At 30.4% G+C, this 26,166-nt stretch carries 22 protein-coding genes and 1 tRNA gene; 7 read left to right on the top strand and 16 right to left on the bottom strand.

All coding sequences use genetic code 11. The features are described 5' to 3' along the window. Positions 1-599 precede the first annotated feature (599 nt). Positions 600-1,733: a pyridoxal-phosphate-dependent aminotransferase family protein gene (locus KPL55_RS22570; protein WP_216309014.1), complete on the bottom strand. Its 1,134-nt coding sequence runs from the start codon at positions 1,731-1,733 to the stop codon at positions 600-602. Between the two features lie 86 nt (positions 1,734-1,819). Further along, positions 1,820-2,620 carry a M50 family metallopeptidase gene (locus tag KPL55_RS22565; protein WP_216309013.1) on the bottom strand — a complete coding sequence of 267 codons (801 nt, stop codon included), beginning with the start codon at positions 2,618-2,620 and terminating at the stop codon, positions 1,820-1,822. A gap of 287 nt (positions 2,621-2,907) precedes the next feature. On the opposite strand from KPL55_RS22565, the gene KPL55_RS22560 reads away from it, so the two are divergent. Beyond that, on the top strand, positions 2,908-4,908 hold the full coding sequence (locus KPL55_RS22560; protein WP_216309017.1) for a methyl-accepting chemotaxis protein: 2,001 nt from the start codon (positions 2,908-2,910) through the stop codon (positions 4,906-4,908). Between the two features lie 108 nt (positions 4,909-5,016). Here KPL55_RS22560 and KPL55_RS26640 read toward each other — a convergent pair whose 3' ends face one another. From KPL55_RS26640 to KPL55_RS22530, 6 genes are all read right to left on the bottom strand, one after another. Further along, positions 5,017-6,408: a DUF4145 domain-containing protein gene (locus tag KPL55_RS26640; RefSeq protein WP_216309012.1), complete on the bottom strand. Its 1,392-nt coding sequence runs from the start codon at positions 6,406-6,408 to the stop codon at positions 5,017-5,019. Positions 6,409-6,631: 223 nt separating this feature from the next. Beyond that, positions 6,632-7,099, bottom strand: coding sequence for a VanZ family protein (locus tag KPL55_RS22550; RefSeq protein ID WP_216309011.1), 468 nt, complete (start codon positions 7,097-7,099; stop codon positions 6,632-6,634). 154 nt (positions 7,100-7,253) lie between these two features. Further along, positions 7,254-7,565, bottom strand: a complete 312-nt coding sequence (locus KPL55_RS22545) for a YbjQ family protein (protein WP_216309010.1) — start codon at positions 7,563-7,565, stop codon at positions 7,254-7,256. Then, positions 7,546-7,773 carry a hypothetical protein gene (locus KPL55_RS22540; protein WP_216309009.1) on the bottom strand — a complete coding sequence of 76 codons (228 nt, stop codon included), beginning with the start codon at positions 7,771-7,773 and terminating at the stop codon, positions 7,546-7,548. The genes KPL55_RS22545 and KPL55_RS22540 overlap by 20 nt, the downstream gene beginning before the upstream one ends. Before the next feature lie 109 nt (positions 7,774-7,882). Beyond that, a complete protein-coding gene (locus tag KPL55_RS22535; protein WP_216309008.1) occupies positions 7,883-8,599 on the bottom strand; it encodes a glutaminyl-peptide cyclotransferase in 717 nt (238 codons plus the stop codon). Positions 8,600-8,698: 99 nt separating this feature from the next. Continuing rightward, positions 8,699-9,010 carry a hypothetical protein gene (locus tag KPL55_RS22530; protein ID WP_246599757.1) on the bottom strand — a complete coding sequence of 104 codons (312 nt, stop codon included), beginning with the start codon at positions 9,008-9,010 and terminating at the stop codon, positions 8,699-8,701. Between the two features lie 211 nt (positions 9,011-9,221). On the opposite strand from KPL55_RS22530, the gene KPL55_RS22525 reads away from it, so the two are divergent. Next, positions 9,222-11,792 carry a YceG family protein gene (locus KPL55_RS22525; protein ID WP_216309007.1) on the top strand — a complete coding sequence of 857 codons (2,571 nt, stop codon included), beginning with the start codon at positions 9,222-9,224 and terminating at the stop codon, positions 11,790-11,792. A 90-nt stretch (positions 11,793-11,882) separates the two neighbouring features. Here the strand turns inward: KPL55_RS22525 and KPL55_RS22520 are convergent, their stop codons facing one another. Together KPL55_RS22520 and KPL55_RS22515 are read right to left on the bottom strand one after the other, a co-directional pair. Next, entirely contained in the window at positions 11,883-12,746 is an 864-nt protein-coding gene (locus tag KPL55_RS22520; protein WP_312887369.1) for a TerD family protein, read from the bottom strand. Between the two features lie 13 nt (positions 12,747-12,759). Further along, on the bottom strand, positions 12,760-13,419 hold the full coding sequence (locus KPL55_RS22515) for an AIM24 family protein (protein ID WP_216309006.1): 660 nt from the start codon (positions 13,417-13,419) through the stop codon (positions 12,760-12,762). Positions 13,420-13,759: 340 nt separating this feature from the next. Here KPL55_RS22515 and KPL55_RS22510 point away from each other — a divergent pair, with 340 nt between their 5' ends. The 4 genes from KPL55_RS22510 to KPL55_RS22495 are packed head-to-tail and all read left to right on the top strand — an operon-like array spanning position 13,760 to position 18,156. Then, positions 13,760-14,836, top strand: a complete 1,077-nt coding sequence (locus tag KPL55_RS22510) for an HpcH/HpaI aldolase/citrate lyase family protein (RefSeq protein ID WP_216309005.1) — start codon at positions 13,760-13,762, stop codon at positions 14,834-14,836. After that, entirely contained in the window at positions 14,796-16,109 is a 1,314-nt protein-coding gene (locus tag KPL55_RS22505) for a phosphoribosyltransferase family protein (RefSeq protein WP_216309004.1), read from the top strand. The genes KPL55_RS22510 and KPL55_RS22505 overlap by 41 nt, the downstream gene beginning before the upstream one ends. A gap of 34 nt (positions 16,110-16,143) precedes the next feature. Beyond that, positions 16,144-17,283, top strand: a complete 1,140-nt coding sequence (locus KPL55_RS22500) for a cysteine protease StiP family protein (protein WP_216309003.1) — start codon at positions 16,144-16,146, stop codon at positions 17,281-17,283. Positions 17,284-17,307: 24 nt separating this feature from the next. Next, positions 17,308-18,156 (top strand): HAD family hydrolase, encoded by an 849-nt coding sequence (locus KPL55_RS22495; RefSeq protein WP_216309002.1) that lies wholly within the window; start codon positions 17,308-17,310, stop codon positions 18,154-18,156. A 51-nt stretch (positions 18,157-18,207) separates the two neighbouring features. Here KPL55_RS22495 and KPL55_RS22490 read toward each other — a convergent pair whose 3' ends face one another. From KPL55_RS22490 to KPL55_RS22475, 4 genes are all read right to left on the bottom strand, one after another. Beyond that, complete coding sequence (locus tag KPL55_RS22490) at positions 18,208-20,991, bottom strand: calcium-translocating P-type ATPase, PMCA-type (protein ID WP_216309001.1); 2,784 nt, start codon at positions 20,989-20,991, stop codon at positions 18,208-18,210. Between the two features lie 145 nt (positions 20,992-21,136). Continuing rightward, the gene (locus tag KPL55_RS22485; RefSeq protein WP_216309000.1) at positions 21,137-21,742 is read right to left on the bottom strand and encodes a TerD family protein; all 606 of its coding nucleotides are present in this window, start codon (positions 21,740-21,742) and stop codon (positions 21,137-21,139) included. A 65-nt stretch (positions 21,743-21,807) separates the two neighbouring features. After that, a complete protein-coding gene (locus KPL55_RS22480; protein WP_216308999.1) occupies positions 21,808-22,386 on the bottom strand; it encodes a TerD family protein in 579 nt (192 codons plus the stop codon). Between the two features lie 48 nt (positions 22,387-22,434). Then, on the bottom strand, positions 22,435-23,016 hold the full coding sequence (locus tag KPL55_RS22475; protein WP_216308998.1) for a TerD family protein: 582 nt from the start codon (positions 23,014-23,016) through the stop codon (positions 22,435-22,437). A 470-nt stretch (positions 23,017-23,486) separates the two neighbouring features. Between KPL55_RS22475 and KPL55_RS22470 the strand changes: the two genes are divergently transcribed. Further along, positions 23,487-24,752, top strand: coding sequence for an Nramp family divalent metal transporter (locus KPL55_RS22470; protein ID WP_216308997.1), 1,266 nt, complete (start codon positions 23,487-23,489; stop codon positions 24,750-24,752). 56 nt (positions 24,753-24,808) lie between these two features. Here KPL55_RS22470 and KPL55_RS22465 read toward each other — a convergent pair whose 3' ends face one another. Together KPL55_RS22465 and KPL55_RS22460 are read right to left on the bottom strand one after the other, a co-directional pair. Then, the gene (locus tag KPL55_RS22465) at positions 24,809-25,936 is read right to left on the bottom strand and encodes a mechanosensitive ion channel family protein (RefSeq protein ID WP_216308996.1); all 1,128 of its coding nucleotides are present in this window, start codon (positions 25,934-25,936) and stop codon (positions 24,809-24,811) included. Between the two features lie 122 nt (positions 25,937-26,058). Further along, a tRNA-Lys gene (locus tag KPL55_RS22460) sits at positions 26,059-26,134 on the bottom strand. Positions 26,135-26,166: the final 32 nt, after the last annotated feature.

The raw sequence follows: 26,166 nt of genomic DNA, 5'->3' as shown, positions 1-26,166 counted from the left end.
GTTCGTCCTGAGCCAGGATCAAACTCTCAATTTAAAAGTTTACACTTTTTAGTTGAAATAATTAATCTGAGACAACTGTTAAGTTGTTACTCAAGCTCATTACATACTTTTAGTCTTTCGACTAAATTTTACTTTATACTAAAGTAATTGACTGGTTTAACAAAATATTATTTTGCTAAGTTTACCTATTTCTCTGTTTAATTTTCAAAGACCAATTTGTTTTGTCATCATCTGACGACTTCTACTATTTTACTAGGTATTTCTTATTTTGTCAATATTAAATTATACAAATATCAACTTACCAAGCTTTACCTTTATCGTCACTTACTCGTGTCGACAAGTAGTATTCTATCATGTCCGCCAGATAATCATTAATTCTATTCCTTTAGCTACAACAATTATATACAATATCCTTCATAATACTACTAATTATTAGTTTTTTGCCACACTGATACACTAGGACTAGTATACACTGTTTTGATTAAAAACATAAGAAAATCCTATAGTATTTAGTTTAGCAGGTGTTCTCTCACCGACCTATAATATATTCTACATTATTTTCTTAACACTTATATTGGTTTTATATGTATATCTATAACTTATAGTTCATCTAAGAAAACTTCAACCATACCTCTTCCACATTCAAACCCTAATGACTTCAGTGATGTTTGTAATGCTAGTAGAGTATAAACCATCTTATCCTTTTTAGCATTTTCGCCCATGTGCCCTATTCTTATTACTTTACCCTCTAAATATCCAAATGACCCAGCTATAAATACATTGAACTCATCGACCATATTTTTTAATAATTCTTTACAATTTATACCCACCGGTATTTCTATAACTGTTACAGTATTAGAATACCCTTCCTCTATATACAAATTTAATCCCGCTTCCTTTACAGCTTTTCTTGTAGCCCTACCAATTGAATTATGTCTTTCTAATATATCTTTATCTATCAATAGATTATCAAAAGCCTGTCTTAGTCCAAGAATATCACTTATTGGTGGTGTATACGGGCACCATTTCTTTTCATAATAATCTTTCCATATAAGTAAATTACAATAATAAGATGCTATTGGCTTTTTTCTCTGCTGCATTACTCTAAATGCTTCATCACTTATACTTAAAAACGTAAGTCCCGCCGGAGCTGAAACACATTTCTGCGATGCGCCAAGTGCTATATCTATTGCCCATTCATCTACTCTTATATCCTCTCCACCCATACCCGCTACACTGTCAACTACAGTTAATATTCCCTTTTTCTTGAGCATTTTACATATTTTTTCTATATCATTTAAAACACCTGACGGAGTATCACAGTGTACTATTGTAGCATATTTAAAGTTATGATCTTTTTCAAGAAACTTTTCTAGTTCTATTACATCTATCTTACGTTTCCTATCCCCTTTAAAAAAGACTACTTCACCACCATACATCTTAACAAAATCTGCAAACCCCTCTCCGAATATACCATTATCAATTACTAATACCCTATCACCATTCTCTGTAAGCGATGCACATGCAGCCTCAAGACCTAAAATCCCTTCACCACTTAATATCCTAACTTCGTTTTTAGTCTTTAAGAACTTGCCTATTTCGTCACAAGTCTCTTTATAAAATTCATAAAACTGTAGATCTAAATCTGGATTAGTTGTGACTATCGCTCTAGCCATCCTAACGTTTTCTCTGACTTGTGTTGGTCCCGGAGTCATAATTAGTGGCACTTTCATAATTTTCACATCCTTAATGTATTTTTATCTATGATTATTAAAAATTATATCACTATTAATAAATTTTTAATAATGTACCCATACGATTATCTCTTTATTAATGATAAAAGTAAGCTTATAAAATAAGTAATAATTGAAAAGATTAACGCTACTATGAGAAACCCTATTAGCATAATGTTATATTTTAATATACTTTCAGCCAAAACGAATTTCGAAAATCCAAGCACATTGAGTCCTAATAGTATTAAGAATATTACTATTAACCCCTTAGATGCACCCTTGATATCCGCAGAACTTAAAGATATATGAGATGATATGCATATAGCTAAAAACAAAAACAATATAAAATATGGGTTAGCAAAGTTTTTAGTTGAAAATATAATTTTCATTAAATCAATATATGAATTTAGTATTCCTTTTATTGAAACATCATTTATTTTAGTTATGTGGAGATTATTCATAGATATATTTATAAATCCGTTATACGTCTGAGGGATAATTACGTGCATTAAAGCAATTATAGCGGAAATACCTCCAAAAATAGGTGCAATTCCTATAAAAAAATTACCCGTTTGCTGATATACACTATTAGGATTATACGCGTGATTCACATACCCAAGTACACCATTTTCATCTCTCTTTTGTACTAATACTAACTTTGTAATTTTGTGTCCAAATAAAAGACATACGATAGCATGAGACATCTCGTGTATTGGCACTCCAATAATAGCTGTAATTGAAACCGCCTTCCACCCAAAACTCTTTTGAAAATTTTCTATTGAATGATTCCTTAAAAATCCAAGTATGAACCCTACAAATATTATCATTCCTGCCATATATATTGTATCTAGGCACGTCTTAATTATTAAATTTATTAAAACATTCATTAAATCACCCTTTCTATTGTTACTCTTCTCATTTAACTTAAATATAATTATACCAAAAAATTTAAAGATTACAAAAATGATTGTTACACCTTAATAGAAAATTTACGTTGTCTACTATTATGAAAACAATTCACTTTTAGTTAAACGTTAAGTTATGTAGTTTTAGTACGATAGATAGTAAGAAGAATAAAAATTTTATGTTATTTTGTAAAAAAATGCTGTATATTCTGTTTTTTGATATATTTCTATAATGAATAAACAAGATAAATCAAGAGGGGGCAATTAAAATTAAATTAAAAAACTTTAAATTAAACAGTATCCGTACTAAATTAATCATTAGCTTAGTTGCAATTTGTATTATTCCGCTACTTATAACAGGTTTTGGTTCTTACAATCAATCAAAATCAATTCTGAGCAAAAAATTAACTGTTACCAGTGCTCAAACACTATCAGAAATAAATGATGGATTATCTGAGTACTTTAATGGATTTTCTAATATGTTATCAATGACCGCAAATAATTATGACTTCATAAATGTTGATGAAGGTGAAAACTATAAATATGTACCCGGCATGTTACAAGGTTTAAAAGAAAGTAACAAAGATATTCTTGACACGTATTTTGGAACCGCCTCTGGAAAATTTGCAAGATCTCCAAGCACAAAAGTTCCAGCTGGATATGATGCAACCCAAAGGCCTTGGTACAAACAAGCTCTAGCCTCTAGAGGTCAAGTTATAATAACCCCCCCATATAAAGATGATGTAACTGGAAGCACAGTTGTTGGTATTGCAAAAACAGTAGAAAAAAATGGTCAAGTTGTCGGTGTAGTCGGAATGGACTGTTCACTAGATACACTGGCTAGTAGGATGTCAACAAAGAAGGTAGGAACTACAGGATATGTATATATCTCTGATATAGATGGCAAAGTTATATCCCATCCTAAAAAAGAAGTTATCGGTACAGATGCAGCTGCAAAGTTATCAATCTGGACTAAAGTTAAATCAGAAGATAATGGATTTGTCGAATATGACTATAATGGTGAGAAAAAATTCGGGGTATATGCAAGCAATAAATTAACAGGTTGGAAGTTAGTTGCTACGTTAAACCAAACCGAACTTACCAGTGATACAAAAACAATATTACAAACAACTTTCTTAATAATACTCATAATGGGATTGATTTCAATAGTTATGTCATTGGTATTAAGCAAAGGGATAGCTCATAATATTCAAAAATTGAAAGAAGTATTTGCTAAGGCTTCCAATGGAGACTTAACAATTACTATTAAAGCTTCAACAAAAGATGAATTTAAAGATTTAGCAATATCATTTAATTCCATGATGAAAAATATATCCGGCATTATGAACAGCGTTAAAGACTCTTCAGATACGGTCTCAAAAACTTCAACCACTCTTGCTAGTATGTCCCAGGAGGTAACCGCTTCTATATGTGAAGTGTCAAACGCTATGGAGCAGGTTTCTGTAGGTGCTACTGCGCAAGCTCAAAATGCTCAAGATGGAGTTCGTTCAATGAATGATCTATCAACTAAATTAGATATAATTAATATTAACTCTAATGAAATGGGTGATATTTCAAACGATACTAAAGATTTAGGATCAAAGGGCCTACACATGATAGATAGTTTAATTGAAAAATCAAATAAAACTAAGTCATCTACAAAAGAAGTTGCAGGTATTGTTCAAGATATGAGCGAGAGTACTCAACAAATAAATGCTATTTCTGAAACATTAGTCAAAATAACGGCGCAAACTAACCTTTTATCATTAAATGCAAGTATAGAATCTGCCCGGGCAGGTGAATCAGGTAAAGGATTTGCTGTTGTTGCTGAAGAAATAAGAAAACTTGCTGAGCAATCAAAAATTTCCACCGAAGAAATAAAAGGGATAATAGCAAATATACAAAGTAAATCTAGCGCCGCAGTAAAGGCTATTGAATCAACTGAAACTGTAGTAAACGAACAAGACTTAGCAGTTGGTCAAACTAAGGAAATCTTTAGTCAAATCTTAAAATCAATTGAAATAATGATTACTAAAGTTGATGAAATAAAAATATCTATAATTGATGTAAATGAGAAGAAACAATCTGCAGTTTCAGAAATTGAGAGTATTTCATCTATATCAGAACAAACAGCATCATCTTCACAAGAAGTAACTGCTTCGACGGAGGAAATAACAGCCACTATGGAAGAGGTTACAAAGTATTCCAACGAGCTTCAAACATTATCTGAGCAACTAGACTCGGAAATAAAGAAATTCAAGATTAATTAGTGTATTTGTAGCAGTTTAATTGTTTTTAGATGTTTATAACTACCAATGCTCGTTACTAATAAAAAAACAAGCTTAAAAGCTAATCGAGTGGAACAGATTAGCTTTTTATTAAATTGCATACTTAACTTCAATCCAATTGTTAACAATCTTCTTCATGTCACCTAATAGTCTATTAGTTACTATTTTATCTGCTTTACCTTGATGGACCCCTGAATTACCATCTCTCCTAAGCCTATCTAAAGTTTCACTCGCAATTACTGTTATATAGTTCCCTTGTTTTATAATACCAATTTTTTCGAACTGATTTAATTGAGAAATTTCTCTTTCTTCCTTTCCATTATCTCTGAGTAATTCAACCGTGAAAAGTTCTCCTGCTCTTCTTAAATGAGATATGGCAGCAATGTAGTCCCTTATTAAAGCACTTTTTTCTGCTCTTTCAATATTTAACATAATTTCTTTTATTTCATGTCTATATAATTTGCTATTATCTTGGGACATAGATACAATATTTTTTTTGATATAACTATCTATAAATTTCTTATATCCCCCGTTAATACTATATCCCTGCATATCAAACCCCGCTCTATCAAAGCCTCGCATACTATATCCATCCTTATTAAAACCCTCTTTATCTAAACCTCTTATATCGAATCCATTACTGTCAAATCCACAAGTATCATAACCTAATTTATTAAATCCATTTTTATCGCAACCATTGCAATTATATCTATTTTTATCGAACCCATTTTTATCAAAACCTTTTTTGTCATACCCTAAACTGTTAAAGCCATCTTTACTATATCCATTACTATTATATCCGCCCTTATCATATCCATCTCTATCATATTCATTCTTATCATAACCATTTTTGTTATAGCCATCTCTATCTATTCCCTTTTTATTAAATTCAAATCTATCGTAGCCCTCTCTATCATATCCATCCTTATCTAATCCACCACGATTATATTCATTTTTGTCTAATCCATGTAGATTATATCCATCTAACCCTATTCCATCTTCATTAAAATATGTTCCATTCATATGTATTGAACTTTTATTGAATCCACCTATATTATATCCCTCATCATCATACCATGTTCCATTTAGGTGCCTTGTCTTTTCGTTAAACCCATTTTTATTAAATCCCTTTACATCATACCCTTTACTATTATACCCTTCTTTGTTAAATTGATATTTATTAAACCCATGCTTACTGTATCCATTTATATCATACCCTTTTTTATTATGTCCAGCTCTGTTAAACCCTCCAACATTGTATCCTTCTCTATCGTATCCCTCCCTATCATATTCATCTCTAGATCCTTCATGACTATATCCCTTTCTATCATTCCCCGCTGAATCTAAGCCAAATTTATCATACCCATCTTTATCAAAACCAACCTTATCATATCCGCTATTATCATATATCGTAACGTTTCTATGAAATCCTTTTTCATCATATAGAATAAAATTGCCAAATATTCTTTTTAATATGCCCACCCAAATCACCCCATTAAAAATTCTCTATACTTATCTACCTTCCTATATAAAGTTCTATCTACTACTATAAAACTTCTATTCCTTATTTCCCCTTAAGATCTCGTTACCTCGTATACTCATATCTTTATATTATCACATTGCCTTGGTTTTGGGACTTTAAGTTAGGTTTAAAAACGAAAAAAGCTAATCGAGAGCGAAACCGATTAGCTTTTAAATCAGAACTTTATTTGAATTTAGTCAGATGTTTTTTCATAGAAGCAGAACTTTTTTTCAATGTGACAATATACATGATAAGAAATGCAGTAAGTCCACCACAAGTATCAACCATCACATCTCTAAATGCAGGTCCTCTACCGGGAACAAACGCTTGGTGAAACTCATCAGAACATGCATATAAAAATACAATTAATATGGAATATGTAAAAGACTTAATGCCTGCATTTTTCTCTACCCGTATAGCTCTATATAATAAAATAAACAAAATAAAATATTCCGTAAAATGGGCTGCTTTTCTAACTAAAAAATCACTCAATGTCCCAAATATACTATTTAAATTTAATCCAAGCAAGTTGAATAGATATATTACAAATTTATTATTTCCACTTGATACTTCACCAGGCTGGCTGGAAAACATAAATATTAATACCATCCAACCTAAAACCAAAATCCATTCTTTATGCTTTTTTTTCATTTATCTACTCCTTAAATAACCACATAATTTTTTACTATAAGTCCATACAGCCTGTACAATAATTATCCTGAAGAACCCACTATAAAAACACCGACAATAATTAATTATTGTCCGTGTTTTTATAAAATTAATTTATAATATTAATAGTCTATTACTATTTAAACTTTATTGCTGTGCCATATGCAATAACTTCTGCAGCGCCTTGCATTATAGCGCTAGTTGCATATCTTATATTAATAATACCATCAGCACTCATACCTTCTGCTTCTTCTACCATACGTTTTGTTGCTATAGCCCTAGCTTCATTCATCATCTCAGAGTAACTTTTAATTTCCCCTCCAACTAGAGTTTTAAAACTACTTAAAATATCCTTGCCCACATTCTTTGACCATACTACAGAGCCTTTAACAATAGAAAGAGTGTCTACCTCTTTTCCACTTATATAATCAGTATTTACTAATATCATTTTCGTCCCCCCGTTTTATCTCGTTTATTCTTTCGTACATATTGTAACCCAATACCCCAACTATTCCTATAAATATGATTACCGCCATTGGTAATAAGAACGCTGGTGCTCCATCTTGGGTCATTGAATAAATTATACCTACTGCGTAAGCTCCAGATATTATAACAAAAATTAGCGTTATTAATATAGTTGCAATAATTTTTTTCATTTTAATTACCTCATTCCGAGACTATTTATAATATACATTATACAACAAATTTCAAGTAATTGTAATTAATTAAATCTAATACCAATTTAAATAACTAGGTGTTTTTATACTATACTAATTTTATCTCAAATATCTTAGGCCATAACTTTCCTGTTACAAACATACGATTATTTTGTCTATCATACATTATTCCATTAAGTAATCCTGAATTTTTATACTCTTTAGGACTTAACAGACCTTTAAGGTCTATCCAACCAGTTACTTTACCTGTATGAGGCGATATCCTAGCAATTTTGTTGCTTCTCCATATGTTTGCATAAATCTCCCCTTGAATAAATTCTAACTCATTTAATTTAGTAACAGATCTAAATCCATCACGAACTTTAATACTGTATATTTTTTTAAGATTTATAGGATTTAAAAAATATATCATATCTGTGCCATCGCTCATAATTAAATGCTCATCATTATGAGTAATTCCCCAGCCTTCAGTATTATAATAAAACTTATTTACCAACTTAAATCTATCAATCAAACTATCTTTATCGTAAATAAACCCCACATTAGATTTCCAGGTTAATTGAAAAATTTTATTATCGTAAAGTGTAATCCCCTCACCAAAATAATTATCATCTAATTTAAACAATTTTTTAATTTTACCTGTTTTGAGATCTACTTTACGTAATGATGATTCACCATACCCTCCAGTACTTTCATAATAAGAATCTGCTTCATATATAAGCCCTTGAGTAAAAGCTCCCGCATCATGTGGATAGGTATTTATAATATTGTATGAATACCTTGGAACACTATTGAAAAATGTCATAATCATCACTTCCCTACAAAATTTGTATCTTGTGATTATTATATGTATACTTCAATAATTTTGTTAATATAGTTATACTTCAAACCCTAATATTAACTTTTATCCAAGAAATTCAGGATTTTTAACATGATCTGCTCTTATTGCTTTTCTCATTATGGTAAGGTCTATTGTTTGCTTATCTTTATTAAAAGAGCAAGGATATTTTGTGCCACAATTATTACATTCAATGAATTCATTAAAGCAAGTCTGCTCTCTATTATCGAATAAGAACGGAAGATTCTCCAGTCCTTCCTCATTTACTTGAATATTTACTAGATCTATTTTATATGTGTATAAATATGTAGCCTCATGTTTCATCTCGAAGTTTTTACTATTACATTTTGGGCATACTAATGATTCATCTATTTTCAATTTATAACTTCCTCTCTATTTCATATATTTTTAATTTCTACTATTCTTATTAGATTTAGAGTTTTATAGTGTTTTTATACATAAAATGATAAACTAGTTATAATATATATATGTTTTTTAATATTTAAATTATTTTTAATTAATTTTCTTATATACAATTTTTTATATTAATACCTATCATAGATGTATTAATAATATTGGGGGTTAAGCTATGATCAATACTACGAAAAAAGTGAATGCGTCAATTTTAGAATCGCAAGATTTGTTTGAAGATATATTCATCCCTGTAAATAAAAGACATGGATTTATTAGATCAAAATCACCGAAAGTACCTATTTACTTTTACAGGTATATTGGCACCTTAGAAAATAAAGATATTTATTATGAGAATTTACATAAGCTTAATGACAATCTGAAAGCGCTACAAAATCTGTATTTGAGCTTTACTAATGGCATACCTATGAAGATTTTATCTACTTCTATATCACAAATTTCTTGGAATGGTCTCCTAAGTTCGAGTCCCGTCCAAAGGAAAAGTTTATTTAATATTCTTAAAACCAAAGGTTTATTTTTAAAAATGAAAAATAATTTTATAGGTGATTACATAGAGAGTAGCTTTGATGAGACATTAGCCCTTTATTTAATCAATGAACCTACTACTTCAGAAACAGTAATTAAAAATTTTGCCGTTAAATTCTTAGGATGGATTGCTGAATTCGTTCCAAAATTATTTAATGACATTGATTATAATCCTACACTTAAAAAGGATATTATTAATCCTAAAGTACTCTTTTATGGTGAAATAAAAAAACATGAAATATATTTTTTGATATTTTTATCAAAACTAGGTTCTGATGTGATTTATATTAACTCAATGTCTGATATTAGTTTTTCGAAAGTTGACACTAATAACAAATATTCAATGCTACTAAAACTACCTAAAGATGCCCCTTTAATCCCTCTTAACTTTAAATCAAGTAATAATACATTTAAACCTAAAAATGAAAACATCAATGAACTTAAGGGACCTGTTGCCTCTTCAAAAGAACATTCTAATGCGGAGATTAAACCCACGTTAGAAAATAAAACTCCCTCTATAAAAAGTAATAATTCATCTTCGGCTATGCCTTTTAAAGATTCTATTAATATTCTACTTAAAAGCAGTATGAACATATTTGATGATTTATTAATTCCCGCCAATAAGCGGATTGGGTTTTTAGGTGGATCTACACCTTATATACCAATATATTTTTATAGATATATAGGGATAACCCAAAATGATGATGATTATTATAACGATCTCTTTAGATTAGATAAGACCCTTAGTATTTTAGATAATCTATATTTGAAATTTACACACTCCTTGCCAGTAAGTACAGTTCCAAAATTAATCACCAGTACTATAAACATATGGCAATATGTAGACCCATTTGATGTTTCATTAAATGGCAAACTCGCTACTTTACTTATGGATCACAAGCTTTTTCCAACTTCTAATCATAATCTAAGTTGCTCCATGGCAAATAGCTTTAGTTATATATTAGATCTGTACTGCAATGAAGAGAAAAATGTATCTCTATCTAAAATTAGAAATCTTACTTTGAAGTTACTTTCTTGGATTAATGATTTTGTTCCAAATCTTATGAAGAATTTTGATTCTCAGAGTACATCTTCTGATGACATTATAAGTCCTAAAGTTATATATTATGGCGATATTAAAAAACATGAACTTTTATTCCTAATTTTTTTATCTAAATTAGGTTGTGATATATTATATATAAATTCCTCTAGTGATGCTATTTCAGATATTACACTATCAAGTGATTTATTTTCAAACATCATTGAACTTCCATATAAGGCCCCTTTAAAAGAGTTTCCAAAAGAGGAATTACTCATAAGGCAAGAAACCATTGCACTAAAAGCCTCAAGAGAATTATCGACAGCACTCTATACGGATGCTGATGGCTTTTATAAACCTTGGCAATTTGAAGAATATAATACCCATCCTACTACACTTAAAACAACTTTTTACGAGCTCAAAATTTTATGGAATGAACCTTCTAGTTTGCGCACAGGATTTAAAGTTGAGAATGACACCGTGTATATTCCAAACTTGTTTGCAAAAATAAGCGGCGTTAACAGTGATTTAACTTTATATTGGAAGGATTTCTTTGGGTTTAAGTCTGCTGAAAATACATTATTCATACCTGAAATCCCTTTTACTAGCATTACTTATTCCAAAACAAATCTATACTCCTTAGCCTTTGTACTAGATAAAAATGGTTTAATTGATAAAGAAAAACTACTTGCTCATAATTGTTATAAATTTTCTTATTTAAAAACCAATCTTCAAAATATAATTATACAAAAAATAAATTATTTAATGAAAAGTGACATGCTTTTAAAAGTTATTGACAAGGAATTTAAATTACTTATATTAATGACTATTTTAGACCTTAACAAAAATATAGTTCAACTACTTCAACAATATGATTATCCTTCAAAAATACCTAAACTTCTTATTTATGATAATAACGAAAGTATTTTTAGTGATGAGGACTCCATAACTCTTTGTTTTTTAAACTTATTTGGATTTGATATTACCATACTAACTCCTACTGGCTATAATAATATAGAAGAAAAAATTAAAGAAAAATTTTATGATAATCATAAATTAGAAGACGTAAACTTCAGCTTATCTTTACCTAATTTAAATGATGAAAGAAAATATACAAAAGAGAAAGGTAAAAATTTTTTATCTAATATTTTCAATTTTAAATAATTATATAAATTATTTAAAAATAAAAATAAGGCATTTTATTAAAATGCCTTATTTATTTTCACTATAAGTTTCCGATAAATTTATATTAACCTAAATCGTCTCTATTCCATAATTACTACATAAAGCTTCCAATCCACCTCTAAATCCGCTACCTATAGAATTGATTTTCCAATCATTTTTATATCTATATATCTCTGCTACTACAACGGCTGTTTCTATAGATAAATCCTCATTGAATTTATAACTTAGAATTTCTTGTTTAGTATCAGCAGATATAATTCTAAAATATCCGTCAGACACCTGTCCAAAGTTTTGATTACGCTGACTTGCTTCATACACTGTTACAGTAAATGCTAGTTTTTGAATATGCATTGGTATTAAGTTTAAATCTAACTGTATACTTTCGTTATATGCATCTTTAAGATATGTATTATGATCCTTTTTAATAGCTACCCCACCACATGTACTCTGGGTATTTTCATAAAAAATGAAATCTTTTTCAGCTGTTTTATTATTTGTATCTACCATAAATACGCAGGCATCTAAATCAAACTCAATATTTCCCTTTGCCATTATATTATAATCCAATGTCACTATTAGTTTTGATAGGTTTTTAGCATTTTCATTTAAGCTTAGCTTTTGCCCTTTTTTTAGTTTAATACTTTTTGTAACATCAATTGATTTTCTCTTTTCCATATTCAAATTTACCTTTAATGGAGTATTTATCTTAACTTCACTATTACTTGTAGTTTTTATATTACTTGTAGTTTGTTCACTATTAATAGTTTGAACATTATTTGTATTTAGATTATTACTCTTATTAACATTCCTAATTAAACCAACAACTATTTTCGAATTATTTTCAGGTCTAATTGAGGTCTCAACCATTAATTTGCCATACTGTTTCTTTTGTGATGTTATTTTTTTATTACTATTATCAATAATTATAGCCACGAGCTTTGCCCCCCTAATCTATTGAAACATTTAGTCCTGAAATTCTTTCACAAGGTTGAATAATTACAGTTTCACCCCGAGAATTAAATTCTAACATATACGTTTCACCAGATGTTTGACCAAGGAAAGTTTTCCAATTAACATCAGTTTTAAATTGAGGATCAGAGCCTGTCCAACATACCACTGCATCAGGGTCAACTACGCAAGGAGTTTCTAGAATAATTGGGTTTCCACTTGTAGTTATAACTACTTGAGGATTATCTCCAGTGGCTGTTAAATTTGATGTAAACATACCCTTTTGAGATATAACTCCTGATCCCATAAATCTCACACCATATTTACACCCCTGGGTAAATGCAAGGAGATTTTCCCCTTCAACACCTATGCTCTGACCTTGCTGTAGTGTAATTATACTAATATGTTGTGCACGACTTGCCATATAATAACTACCATTACCGATAACTTTCATAATAGGTACATTCTCCCCTGAGAGCTTTCTCGCCGCTAGATTAAGAACGGATTTAAACACACTTTTTGTATTATTCGTATCAAGTAATACTTTTTCTTGAGTAAAACTACCCGTGTAAGCAACCATAGCTCCTACTTTTGCAAAGAAATGTCCATCCCCCTCAGCAATACAAGTGAGTTCTTGATGATTTCTAAAATTAATCATGTACATACTCCTTCCCTAATTAATAAAACAATTTTTTTCTCATAACATACTATATATTTGTGAATCCATGTTTTTTAGTCTACAAACATATTATAACATAATATTAATTATGCTTTTTTGTGGTTCTATTATACTATGCTCATTATTTTCATTTACACTGTTTTATGTTATATTGTTTATATAAGTAATTACTTGAAAATTTTAGATCTTTTTATTTTAAATAAATTAATAATTTAAAATTTTCTAATATATATAAATATGATATAATTATATATTACAATTATAATAAGCTTCTAAGCTTACATATCGACTATATAATTTTATAAAATGGAGGACATTTATGCGTTATTTTGACAATATAAGTAATTTAGATGATATGTTTTTTAAAATTCCTTCTTCTTATGGACTAGCTTCTTCAAAAGAAGAATTATCTTATGCTATAGGTGCATGTTTGTACATGCCAGGAACACGGGAAAACTTACTTAAAGACATACTCTTTAATAAAAAAATGGGTGCTAATACTATTACTCTTTGTATTGAAGATTCTGTATCCTCAAGCCAAGTGACATTCGCCGAGAATAATATTATTAGCCTATTTAATAATATAAATCTTCTACTAAATGATGATATTTCTTTTATTGAAAATCTACCTCTTATATTTATTAGAGTTAGAAATGTTAATCAACTTCGAAAGTTACTTGCTGAATCGCTTTTAAGAGGTCTTTGCGGTTTTATTTTCCCTAAATTCGATACTATTTCTGGAGAAAAATATTTCTCTACATTAAAAGAATATAATATATCTAATGATAGAATGCTTTATGGAATGCCAATACTTGAGACCCCATACATAATTCATAAAGAAACTCGAATAGAAGAGCTCATTAACGTAAAACATATTATAGATTCTTACAGTGAATATGTTTTAAATATTAGAATTGGTGGAACAGATTTTTCTGGATTATATAGCCTACGACGAAGTAAAAATTTCACTATATACGATTTATCTGTAGTAAGGGATTGTATTAACGATATAATAAATGTTTTTAAAAGAGATGATTATATTATCTCTGGTGTAGTTTATGAATATTATAGTAAAATTTTAGATTTTCAAAATAATATCCTTATAAAAGAAACACTATTAGACAAAACTAATGGACTAATTGGTAAGACAGTTATACATCCAACTCAAGTAAATATAGTAAATTCACTAATGGTTGTTTCTAAAGAAGATTATATAGATGCAAGTAATATTATTAACTCCTCTCTTGACGGGGTAATAAGGAGTAAATATTCAAATAAAATGAATGAGATAAAACCCCATGAAAAATGGGCTAAAGAACTATTGTTAAAAGCTAAAATAATGGGGGTATTTAAAGATGGAAAATCTTTCTCAGAATTATTGCAATCGATCAATTAATTATGACATAGATAGCAGCCTAAATATTTCACTTAACATAACAGAAAACAACTGTGCTATACCAGTGTCTAAACTTTTCACTATGTCTGCTAGAGAGAATAAGAAAAGAGATTTTTTATTTGTGAGTAAGGTTATAGGAAAACATATACCTATGATTCCAGGTACGCTAAAAATTGTAGGCGCAATACTAGCTCGTTTATGGGTTAATGAAAGAGAAAACTCTTATTCATACCCTACAACTCAATTGGTTAATGAACTTATTTCTTTAGATGCAACTCATAGAATGCACAATTTAGATAATATTTTAGATAGTCCTATAAAACTTGAACACAAAACTCTTTTTATAGGTTTTGCTGAGACTGCTACAGGTCTAGCTCAATCAATATTTGAAAATTTTTCTAATGCTGCTTATATACATACAACGAGAGAAAAAATAACTTCTATAGAACCTGCACTATTTTTTAACGAAGAACATTCTCATGCAGTTGAGCATTCGCTTTTCCCTTCTAAAAACGATTTTTTTAATGACTTTGAGGATATAGTTTTAATAGATGATGAACTCACTACAGGTAAATCTGCACTAAATTTAATAAGATGCCTTCCCGGGAAATATTTTGGTATTATATCTATCTTAGACTGGAGAGATGCTAATAGTTATAAGATGTTTAGGGATGAAAAAGATGTAGATGTTATGGTGTGCTCTTTAATTAAAGGTGACCTTAAGTGTATTAAATCTAAAGACATTATTAGCGATGATGTAATTATACCTCCTATTAATACGAAATTAATTTCATCTTCAGATTATGTTTTTAAAATAGCGCAAAGTATTGAGGGTTATAACAAATCTACTGGAAGGTTTGGAATTACTTCAAAGGATAATTTCAGAATTTCGCGAGAGATTAAATCAGTATCTGAAATATTGATTAAAGAAAGAACTACTGGTAATTGCCTTTGCATAGGGACTGGTGAGTTTATTTATCTGCCTTGTAGTATAAGTGCTATGCTTGGCGATAATGTTTATTTTCATTCCACCACAAGAAGTCCTGTTCACTCTAGAAACCTAGATACTTATGGGAATAAAAATAAAGTTTCATTCCAAAGCCCTGAGGATAACACTGTAACTAACTACCTTTATAATATACCTGATAATTTTTATGACCAAGTGTTTTTCTTCTCTGAAAAGCCTTTAACCAATGATAAAAAAGAAGAATTTAATAAAATATTTTCGTATTTCCATGTTAAATCTATTATATTTGTATGTTGGGAAGCCTAATATAATTAAGAATATAAAAAAGAGGTGTATTTAAATGAATAACTGCGTTTTTTCGGGAAGTTACTCTAAAGACGATGTGATATTTCTTCTTAAAGATATATCAAACCTGATAGTAGAACAAGATAATGAATTTAGAGAAAAGGCCATACAAAGTGGAATTCACTATTCCGAAATGTTACCTATAGAATATACTCCCTCAAAAGAATACATGGACATTTTCTATAAGACTCTTCAGGAATCAAAAATCAAACTAGCTACTCTAGTTGCTATATTAAGTGAGAGAATTATAACCTCTCGAGGTAAAAACATTGTTTTAGTATCCCTTGCTAGAGCCGGGACCCCTATTGGTATATTAATCAAAAAATACCTAGAGTTTAAATATAATATATCACCTGCTCATTACAGTATTTCTATAATACGTGATAAAGGCATAGATAAAAATGCACTAATGTATATATTAAAGAATCACCCTGCATCAGAATTACAATTCATTGATGGTTGGACAGGCAAAGGAGTTATTGCACATACCTTAACAAAAGCTTGCAACGAATATTATGATGAGTTCAATATAACTCTTAATCCTAACCTTGCAGTATTATCTGACCCTGCTCACTGCACCCTTATTTACGCAACAAGAGAAGATTTTTTAATTCCAAGTGCTTGTCTAAATTCAACAGTTTCAGGTCTTGTAAGTAGGACTGTCCTCAGCGATAAATATATTAAAGATGATGATTTCCATGGTACCAAGTTTTATAGTGAATTAATCCCATCTGATGTCTCTAATTTCTATATAGATGAAATATGTAACTGTTTTAGTCTTATAGATAAAAGTTATAAACAATTACTTCTAAACTCACAAGACATTAAAGAAGTTGCAATGGATTTTGAATTCGATTCCAATTATTTAAGTTGCAAGGGACTTCGCGACATCGAGAGTATTAAACATAAATTTAATATAGATAACATAAATCTTATAAAGCCAGGCATTGGAGAAACAACCCGAGTACTTCTAAGACGAATACCATGGAAAATACTTGTCGATTCTTTTGACAATCCCAATCTAAAACATATATTTAAATTAGCACAGGAGAAATCTATACCGGTTGAAATATATACAGATATGTGCTACTCCTGCTGTGGAATTATCAAATCAAAAGAAAAAGAAGATATGTAACCAATAATCAAAGGATGTGTTTTTATGATATTTGCCTCTGACCTTGATAGTACGCTTATATATTCTTCAAGACATTGTTCATTAATTAATGAACAAGAGCTCCTACCTGTGGATTTCTATAAAAATCAAATGTGTAGTTTTATTACCAAACCTATGCAAAGTACACTAGAACATATAAATGAAAGTATGATTTTTGTACCTGTTACCACGAGATCTCGGGATCAATACACACGAATTAAATATATTAATGATGTGCTCAAACCTAAATATGCTGTTGTAGCCAATGGTGGTATCATTCTTAAAAACGGAATAGAGCTACCTGCCTGGTCAGATATAAGTTTAAGTAAGATTAAGCAGGTTGTCTCAACTCATGATATGATAAAATTATGTAGTTTCTTTTTAGAAAGTGATTTCGTAAAAACATATAAATCTTGTGAAGACTTTTTTATATACTCTATATTAGATGAAGATAAGCTGTCCAATTCTATATCGAATGGAGAGGTTGATATAAATTATTTGAGAGTGTTGCGCTCATTTTGCAAAGATTATAATTATAGTGTATCAAAGCAAGGCAAAAAAATATACATAGTTCCCAATTGCATAAATAAATATGACCCAATAGAATATATAAAACATCTTGAGAATATAAACGTATTGTTTTCTGCTGGTGATTCCCTACTTGATTACCCTCTAATCAAAAACTCTACTTATGGAATAATTCCATCCCATGGTGAATTGTTACTTAATCTTCAAAGGGAAGAGATTGGTGAATCTGTATATATTACAAAAGAGTCTGGCATATATGCTGGCCAAGAGATCTTAGATGTAGTTCATAATAAATTTCATGAACTTAAGGGTACTTCTCATACTTAATTCAAAAACCCCATTATTGATTTTAATCAATAATGGGGTTTTACTATGTTTTTATGCTACTTTTTTTTCATCTTTTTCTAACTCTAGTTCGTTCCCTTGTCGTTTTTTAACAAAAGGTCTTACAATTAATTTCACAACTTCATTTACTACTATTATTAGTGAAGATAATACAATTATCTTCAGCCACATAGTAAGAGATAAAGGCACTGCATTAAAGAATCCTGAGAATACTTCAGTTACAAATATTTGAGCAACTGCTGTAACTGCAATTATCTTTAAGAATATAGTGTTCTTTGTAATACTTGGCAATATACTATCTGTCCCAAATTCCCTACAGTTAAATGCGTTAAATAATGCACTAAAGGCAAATACTGCAAATAACACTGTCTGCATTTCATTTGCTCCTATAACCCCTTCTTTAGGGAATCCTGCTCCTAATATATCAAATTTCATCTGAATCATAATTATACAGGTAATATACAAAGCATTCGCAATCATACTCGTTAACATCTGTTTAGTTATAATACTGGCATTCCTATTTGTAGGTCTTCTATTTAAAACAGCGTCTCTTACTGGTTCTAGTCCGAGTGATAGTGCTGGTGGGCCATCCATTATAATATTTACCCATAATAATTGTATTGTGGTAAATGGCATTTGAAAATCAAACAATACAGACAAGATCGCTGTTAAGAATGCGATTATATTTACGGTTATCTGAAACTGAATGAATCTTTGGAAGTTTTCATAAATACCTCTTCCCCATTTAATTCCTTTTACAATTGTTCCAAAACTATCATCTGTTAAAATTATATCTGCCGCATTCTTACTAACCTCAGTGCCCGCTATACCCATAGCTATACCTACATCTGCTTTCGTAAGGGCTGGAGCATCATTTATTCCATCTCCAGTTACAGCAACTACTTCTCCATTACTTTGAAGTGCCTCAACTATTCTCATTTTTGTATCAGGTTTTGAACGTGCTACTATTGAAATAGTAGTAATTTCATCTTTAAGTTCCTCATCCGTTAATGTGTCTATATAAGTAGCCTCTACTGCTCTATTTCCACCGCTGAGTAACCCTAATTCATTTCCTATAGCGATCGCTGTAATTATGTTATCTCCTGTAAGCATTTTTGTTGAAACTCCTGCTTTTTTAGCAGTTTCAACAGCTTCTTTAACATCGAGTCTTAGAGGATCTCTTATTCCAACGAATCCTGTAAACACTAGATTATTCTCAAGTGTTCCTTGCTCAGATTCAATAGCTACCTCTTCACTTATATTTCTATATGCAAAACCAAGTACTCTCATAGAATTCTTTTGAAGTTTTCCAATTTCATTTAATATTTCATCACGCCTTGGCTGGTCTAACTCCACTTCCTCACAATTAACATGTTCAAATTTACATAATTCTAGAATTATTTCTGGTGCTCCCTTTGTTAATACTGTAGCACCTTCATCTTCTTCTATAACAGTACTCATTCTTTTACGTTTTGAACTAAATGGAATTTGATGAGCTATTTTTGCACTTTGCCTTTCTTGTACATAATCACAGGCATCATTATATAAAAGAAGAGCACACTCAGTTGCACTACCTAAATACTTAACTTCGCTATCATCTTTTTCAATATCTGCTGTGGAATTTACAAGGCAATTGTCTATAAAGTAATTATTTCTATCACTTAATTCATCTCTTCCTTTAAACTTACCATTCAGATATACTTTTTCAACTGTCATCCTATTTTGAGTAAGTGTACCTGTTTTATCTGAACATATTACACTTACAGATCCTATTGTTTCACAGGCCTCTTTTTTAGTAACAAGTGCATTTATCTTAGCCATTTTTTGCATAGTTATTGCAAGTGTCATATTTATCATCGTTGGAAGCCCTTCAGGAACAGCTGCAACTATTAGAGCAACACAAACAACAAAAGCGGTCTTTATTGGTCCAACCGATTCTAAAAATGCAAAAACACCAGTTGTATCAACTGTTAAAGTATTAGCTAATACCATCTTTATAATCATAACTATAAATAGTATAGCCGCTATAGCACTTGATATTTTTGATATATTACTACCTAAATCTCCAAGTTTTGCTTGAAGTGGTGTTGGTAAATCTCCTTCTTCAAGATTTCTTGCAATCTCTCCCATCTGTGAGCTATCGCCAGTTGAGGTAACTACAAAACTAGCCCTACCATAAGCTATAAGAGTTCCACCAAAAACCATATTTTTTTGTTTTGCTGGAATAGGATCTTGCACTATTATTTTATCCTTAGCTTTTATATTTTCCATTTCAATTACAAGTTCTGAGTCTTTGCTTACATCCTCTGATTCTCCTGTAAGCATATCCTCTCTAACCATTAAATCTATACTACTTACAAGTCTGCCATCTGCTGGGACCATATCTCCAGTCTCAATAGAAACAATATCACCAGGTACTAGTTCATTTTTATTAACTTGAACGATTTTACCATTACGTAATACCTTTACCTCTATATTTTCTGTCATTTTTGAAAGTGCATCCGCAGCTTTTTGTGACTTCCCTTCAGTAAAAATTCCTATACCAATTCCCACTGCTACAGCGCATACAATACCAATCGCATCATGAAACTCTCCTACTAATCCACTAATTACGGCTGCCGCTAAAAGTATCAACATCATAGGCTCTGTTATTGCTTCCTTAATACTATCCCATATAGATCCCTTTTCTTGTTTAGTAAATTCATTTGGACCATATTTAGCTAGTCTTTCTTCTATCTCAGAACTCGATAATCCTTTGCTACTATCAACCTTAAGATCACTTAAAACTTCCGAGCTCTGCTTATTAAAATATTTCATGTTATCCACCCTTCTGATTTTATATAAATTTATTATAACTTAAAATGTAGAAAATGATAAATAATCATTTTCTACACCACAAGTTTACTTATATATACATAAATATATAGATATATAGATGTATAATGTATTTAACTCATTCTATTTATTGGTATCTTTTTGCCATTTGACCTAATCCAGCTGATGCATCTGCCTCTCCTACTGCTGTAAATTTCCATTCTCCATTATTTCGATAAATTTCTGCAACAAACAAACCTGTTTTACCAGAATATTCTTCAGTTAAGTTAAAACGAATCATTTCTTTATTATCTGCTATATTTACTAAACGTATGAAAGCATTTTGTATCATACCAAAATGTTGTTTACGCTCAATTGCAGCATATATATTAACTACAAAAACTAACTTAGCTATATCTTGAGGTATTTTTGATAGATCAACCATGATTTGCTCATCATCGCCATCTCCATCACCAGTTAGATTGTCTCCCATATGCTGAACACTACCAGATTTATCTTTTAAATTACCGAAATAGACCATATGATCTTTCCCTCTTAGTTTATCATTTTCATCAAGCATTAGTACGGACGCATCACAATCTACATCTGCTTGCTTCGCTGCAAACATGCCTCCAAACAAGCCCTTTGGTGATTGTTGAACGGGATCCCATCCAAGTCCTACCATTGTTTTTTTTAGTCCTGGATTATCTTTTGTAAGATTTACTCTTTGACCTTTTGTTAAATTTATTCCCACTTCATCCATCTCCTTAAATATCTAGTATGTCTAATCACTTACTAATTAAGTTATAAATTATATGTTTATGCATCAAGACCATAGTTTTTGCAAAGAGCTGCTAGTCCGCCTTGAAATCCGCTTCCTGTTGCACTAAATTTCCACTCACCATTATTACGGTATATTTCACAGAAAACTAATGCAGTTTCTACTGAAAAATCCTCTGATAAATCGTATCTTAATATTTCTTCATTAGTTTCCTCATTTACTACTCTAACAAATGCGTTAGAAATCTGACCAAAATTTTGTGCACGAGCTATTGCATCATCTATAGTTACTGTGATTGCAATTTTCTCTATATCTGAAGGTATTTTAGAGAATTCAACAATTAGTTGTTCATCATCTCCGTCTCCTTCTCCAGTTCTATTATCACCAGTATGTATAACTGCTCCTGTAGAGTGCTCCAAATTATTATAAAATATAAAATCTAAGTCATTATTAGTTTTTCCGTTTGTTCCTACCAAAAAGGCTGAAGCATCTAAATCAAATTCAGCCCCACCTGAATACTTATTAGTATCCCATCCAAGTCCTATAACTGCTTTCTTTAAAGCTGGATTAGACTTAGTTAAATCTATTTTTTGACCTTTACTCAAGTTAATTGTCACAATAATTCCCCCTTAATTATTTAGTTACAAAATACTGGTGTAAAATTATTAATCTACACTAATTCCAAAGTTCTTGCAAAGTGAAGTTAATCCACCTTCAAATCCACTTCCCACTGCACTGAATTTCCATTCTCCATTGTTACGATATAGTTCAGCTACTACTACTGCTGTTTCAATACTATAATCTTCACTTAAATCATATCTTATTAATTCCTCATTAGTAGTTTCATCAAATATTCTTATAAATGCATTTGACACTTGTCCAAAATTTTGACTTCTTTCTGCAGCTTCATGAATAGTTACTGTGAAGTTTATTTTTTCGATATTGGTTGGAACTTTACTTAACTCAATTTTGATTTGTTCATCATCACCATCACCATCACCAGTTTTATTATCCCCTAAATGTGTTATAGACCCTGCCGCATCCTTTGGATTATTATAAAAAATAAAATCATTATCAGATGTAACTTTACCATTTGATCCAACTAAGAAAGCTGCTGCATCTAGATCGAACGCCGCACCACCATCATATTTATTAGTATCCCATCCAAGACCAACAATAACATTAATAAGCCCAGGGTTACTTTTAGTCAAATCTACTTTTTGACCCTTTTTCAAACTAATTGCCATAATATATTCCTCCTCAAAATCACCAAAGTGATCATTTTTAACTTTTACAGTATATAGATTTATAATAATTAATTTTAATTTCTAAAATATATAACTCATTATTAATTATTTCCAAAAATTCAGACAATAATCAATAATTGTATAGTTAAGAAAAAAACTTTATTTTAGTTTAAACTACATAATGTAATTAAACTACATAATATAATTAAACGCCAATAAAGCAATACTTAATACTATAAGTATAACATCATTACCTACTAAATGCTATAATATGCAAGTAAATATCAAGTACTCAATTGTATACTTTTAGTAAACAATTAGATATTATAATAAATATTTATTACCTAATTCATTAATAATTTTCAAATATATATATACAATATAAAAAAATGATTAATTAGTATGAAATTTAAATCATAAATTTCATATAATGTATTGTATATCTTATAATATAGAATGGATGTGTTATAGTGAATTTATCATTTGTTAAAGACATTTTCAAAAAAAAGAAACACCCTAAATTTAAAGCATTAGATTTTATTAAATATATAGGACCAGGTTTACTAGTAACTGTAGGATTTATAGATCCCGGTAACTGGGCATCAAATCTTTCTGCTGGTGGCGATTTTGGTTATACTCTCCTTTGGATGGTAACACTTTCAACTATTATGCTCATTGTGCTCCAACATAACGCTGCACATCTTGGAATAGTTACCGGTAATTGTTTGTCAGAAGCTTCTACTGCCACTCTAAACCCAAAACTTAATAAAGTAGTGCTCGGTTCTGCTGTTATTGCCGCAGTGTCAACTGCACTTGCAGAGCTTCTTGGAGGAGCCATTGCTCTAAATATGTTATTTGGCATACCTATAAAGCTCGGAACAATTTTAATTTTATGTTTTATTTTATGGATTCTTTATACAAATTCTTATAGGAAACTAGAAAAATGGATTATAGGCTTTGTTTCTCTAATTGGAATAGCCTTTATATTTGAATTAAGTCTTGTGCATATAGAATGGGGAACTGCAATGATAAGTTGGATTAAACCCTCTTTTCCTAAAGGCTCAATTCCAATAATAATGAGTGTCCTAGGAGCAGTAGTAATGCCACATAATCTATTTTTGCACTCCCAAGTAATACAAAGCCGTCAGTGGAATTTAGAGGATGATAGTGTCATAAAAAAACAACTTAAATATGAGTTTATGGATACATTTTTTTCAATGATCGTCGGATGGGCCATAAATAGCGCAATGATACTTATTGCCGCAACTACTTTCTTCGCAAAAAAGGTTCATGTTACTCAGCTTAGTCAAGCTCAACAAATGCTAACACCTCTACTTGGAAATACAGCATCAATTGTCTTTGCCATAGCACTACTTTTTGCAGGAATCTCGTCATCTGTTACGGCTGGTATGGCTGGCGGAAGTATCTTTGCAGGGATGTTTGGTAAAGATTACAATATTGATGATACTCATACTAAACTAGGAATAGGAATTACTTTGATTGGCGCTGCAGTAGCTATTTTCTTTATAACAGACCCCTTTAAGGGCCTCATCTATTCACAAATGCTCCTAAGTATACAACTTCCTATAACTATATTCCTTCAGATATATTTAACTTCTTCTAAAAAAGTCATGGGCAAATATGCTAATACTTTATTTAATAAAATTATTCTTTGGATTATTGGATTAATAGTAGCTGGACTTAACATAATGCTATTATTAAGCTTTATATTGTAATATTGTGTATACAAAAAAGGACCTGTGCTCAACATTTTGCACAGCTCCTTTTTAGTCTATATTTCTTCTTTTATCTTATCCAGTGATTTTTCCATATAAACACTAGTAGTTTCATATGCCATTGCAACTCCACCTTGCTGTAATATATCAATTATTTTAAAGTTAACATCTTCTTTTACTTTAAAGTAATCATCATAATCTGGCGTATCTGCAAAAAAACATACCAAAATATCTAAACTAGTGGCATTAAATTTATCAAATCTAACAAGTATACCATCCTTACTAACCTTTGAATCAGCCTCTAACATATTTCTGATATTTGTAACGCAAATCTCCACTTTAGCCCTAGGTGTCTTATATGTTAGTTCTAAAGTCAGACTAACCCTTCTTTTCCCTCTTCTACTAAAATTGGTTACAGGTTCATTAGTAAGTTTTGAATTAGGCACTATTATTAACGCTTCATCAATAGTTCTTATTTTAGTAGTTCTAAAAGATATGCTCTCAATGCTACCTTCTAGGTCGTTATTACTAACCCAATCACCAATAGTAAAAGGTTTATCTAATATTATAAAAATACCTGCAATAACATTAGCCGCTGCATCCTTAGCTGCTAGTGCAAATGCAAGCCCGCCTAGCCCAAGTCCAGTAACAAATCCTTGAATGTTATATCCCCAAGTTTCAGCAATTATAGTAATAACTAATGCTATTAAAATTAATCTTAGTGTTTTCGACATAAATGGGAACAATATTTTATCTACTTTTATATCATATGCCTTATGCATCCTCTCAAACAACAATGAAGATTCTTCAGTAAGATTATATAGTCCCCAAGAAATTATAATTATTACAGCTGAACTAAAAACCTTATCTATGAATTCTATATTAATATTAATGCCTGCTATAATCAAAATTTTAGACCCAAAATAAAATCCTAATACTTCAAAGAAATTAGTTACAGGTTTTTGAAATGCTGCAACTATTTTTGTATCTGCATTAAATTTTGTTTTATTAACAAGTCTTAAAATTATTTTAAAGACATATTTGGCAAATATTTTTTTCAGAAATACAAATAATGCGAAAACCGCAATGGCTATACCTATATATTTGGGTTTGTAGGTTGTCATATCGTTAACAACAGATTGCATTTCATCTTTTGTAAAAAAATTAACTATGGATTGAAACAAAGAACCACACTCCTTTTTTCATATGCTTATATATACATTTTAAGCTATTAATGCTATTTTCTCAATGGTTTATACTGGGGATTTATAAACAAAATAAAAAAACACTTCATTTAGAAGTGTTTTGGTGGCTTACCGGGGAATCGAACCCCGGACACCATGATTAAAAGTCATGTGCTCTACCAACTGAGCTAGTAAACCATGTTTACCTGGCGACAACCTACTCTTCCACA

The organism is Clostridium lacusfryxellense (genome assembly GCF_018861735.1).
In the GTDB taxonomy this organism is placed as follows: Bacteria; Bacillota; Clostridia; order Clostridiales; family Clostridiaceae; genus Clostridium_AD; species Clostridium_AD lacusfryxellense.
This window is presented reverse-complemented; position numbering and strand designations above follow the sequence as displayed.

Coding starts and splice junctions, on each gene's coding strand:
- KPL55_RS22515 (WP_216309006.1), bottom strand. CDS start 13,419: ATGATTAATTTTAGAAATCATCAAGAACTCACTTGTATTGCTGAGGGG.
- KPL55_RS22500 (WP_216309003.1), top strand. CDS start 16,144: ATGAATAACTGCGTTTTTTCGGGAAGTTACTCTAAAGACGATGTGATA.
- KPL55_RS22545 (WP_216309010.1), bottom strand. CDS start 7,565: ATGATATTAGTAAATACTGATTATATAAGTGGAAAAGAGGTAGACACT.
- KPL55_RS22475 (WP_216308998.1), bottom strand. CDS start 23,016: ATGGCAATTAGTTTGAAAAAGGGTCAAAAAGTAGATTTGACTAAAAGT.
- KPL55_RS22510 (WP_216309005.1), top strand. CDS start 13,760: ATGCGTTATTTTGACAATATAAGTAATTTAGATGATATGTTTTTTAAA.
- KPL55_RS22540 (WP_216309009.1), bottom strand. CDS start 7,773: ATGAAAAAAATTATTGCAACTATATTAATAACGCTAATTTTTGTTATA.
- KPL55_RS22535 (WP_216309008.1), bottom strand. CDS start 8,599: ATGACATTTTTCAATAGTGTTCCAAGGTATTCATACAATATTATAAAT.
- KPL55_RS22505 (WP_216309004.1), top strand. CDS start 14,796: ATGGAAAATCTTTCTCAGAATTATTGCAATCGATCAATTAATTATGAC.
- KPL55_RS22490 (WP_216309001.1), bottom strand. CDS start 20,991: ATGAAATATTTTAATAAGCAGAGCTCGGAAGTTTTAAGTGATCTTAAG.
- KPL55_RS22495 (WP_216309002.1), top strand. CDS start 17,308: ATGATATTTGCCTCTGACCTTGATAGTACGCTTATATATTCTTCAAGA.
- KPL55_RS22565 (WP_216309013.1), bottom strand. CDS start 2,620: ATGAATGTTTTAATAAATTTAATAATTAAGACGTGCCTAGATACAATA.
- KPL55_RS22525 (WP_216309007.1), top strand. CDS start 9,222: ATGATCAATACTACGAAAAAAGTGAATGCGTCAATTTTAGAATCGCAA.
- KPL55_RS22550 (WP_216309011.1), bottom strand. CDS start 7,099: ATGAAAAAAAAGCATAAAGAATGGATTTTGGTTTTAGGTTGGATGGTA.
- KPL55_RS22570 (WP_216309014.1), bottom strand. CDS start 1,733: ATGAAAGTGCCACTAATTATGACTCCGGGACCAACACAAGTCAGAGAA.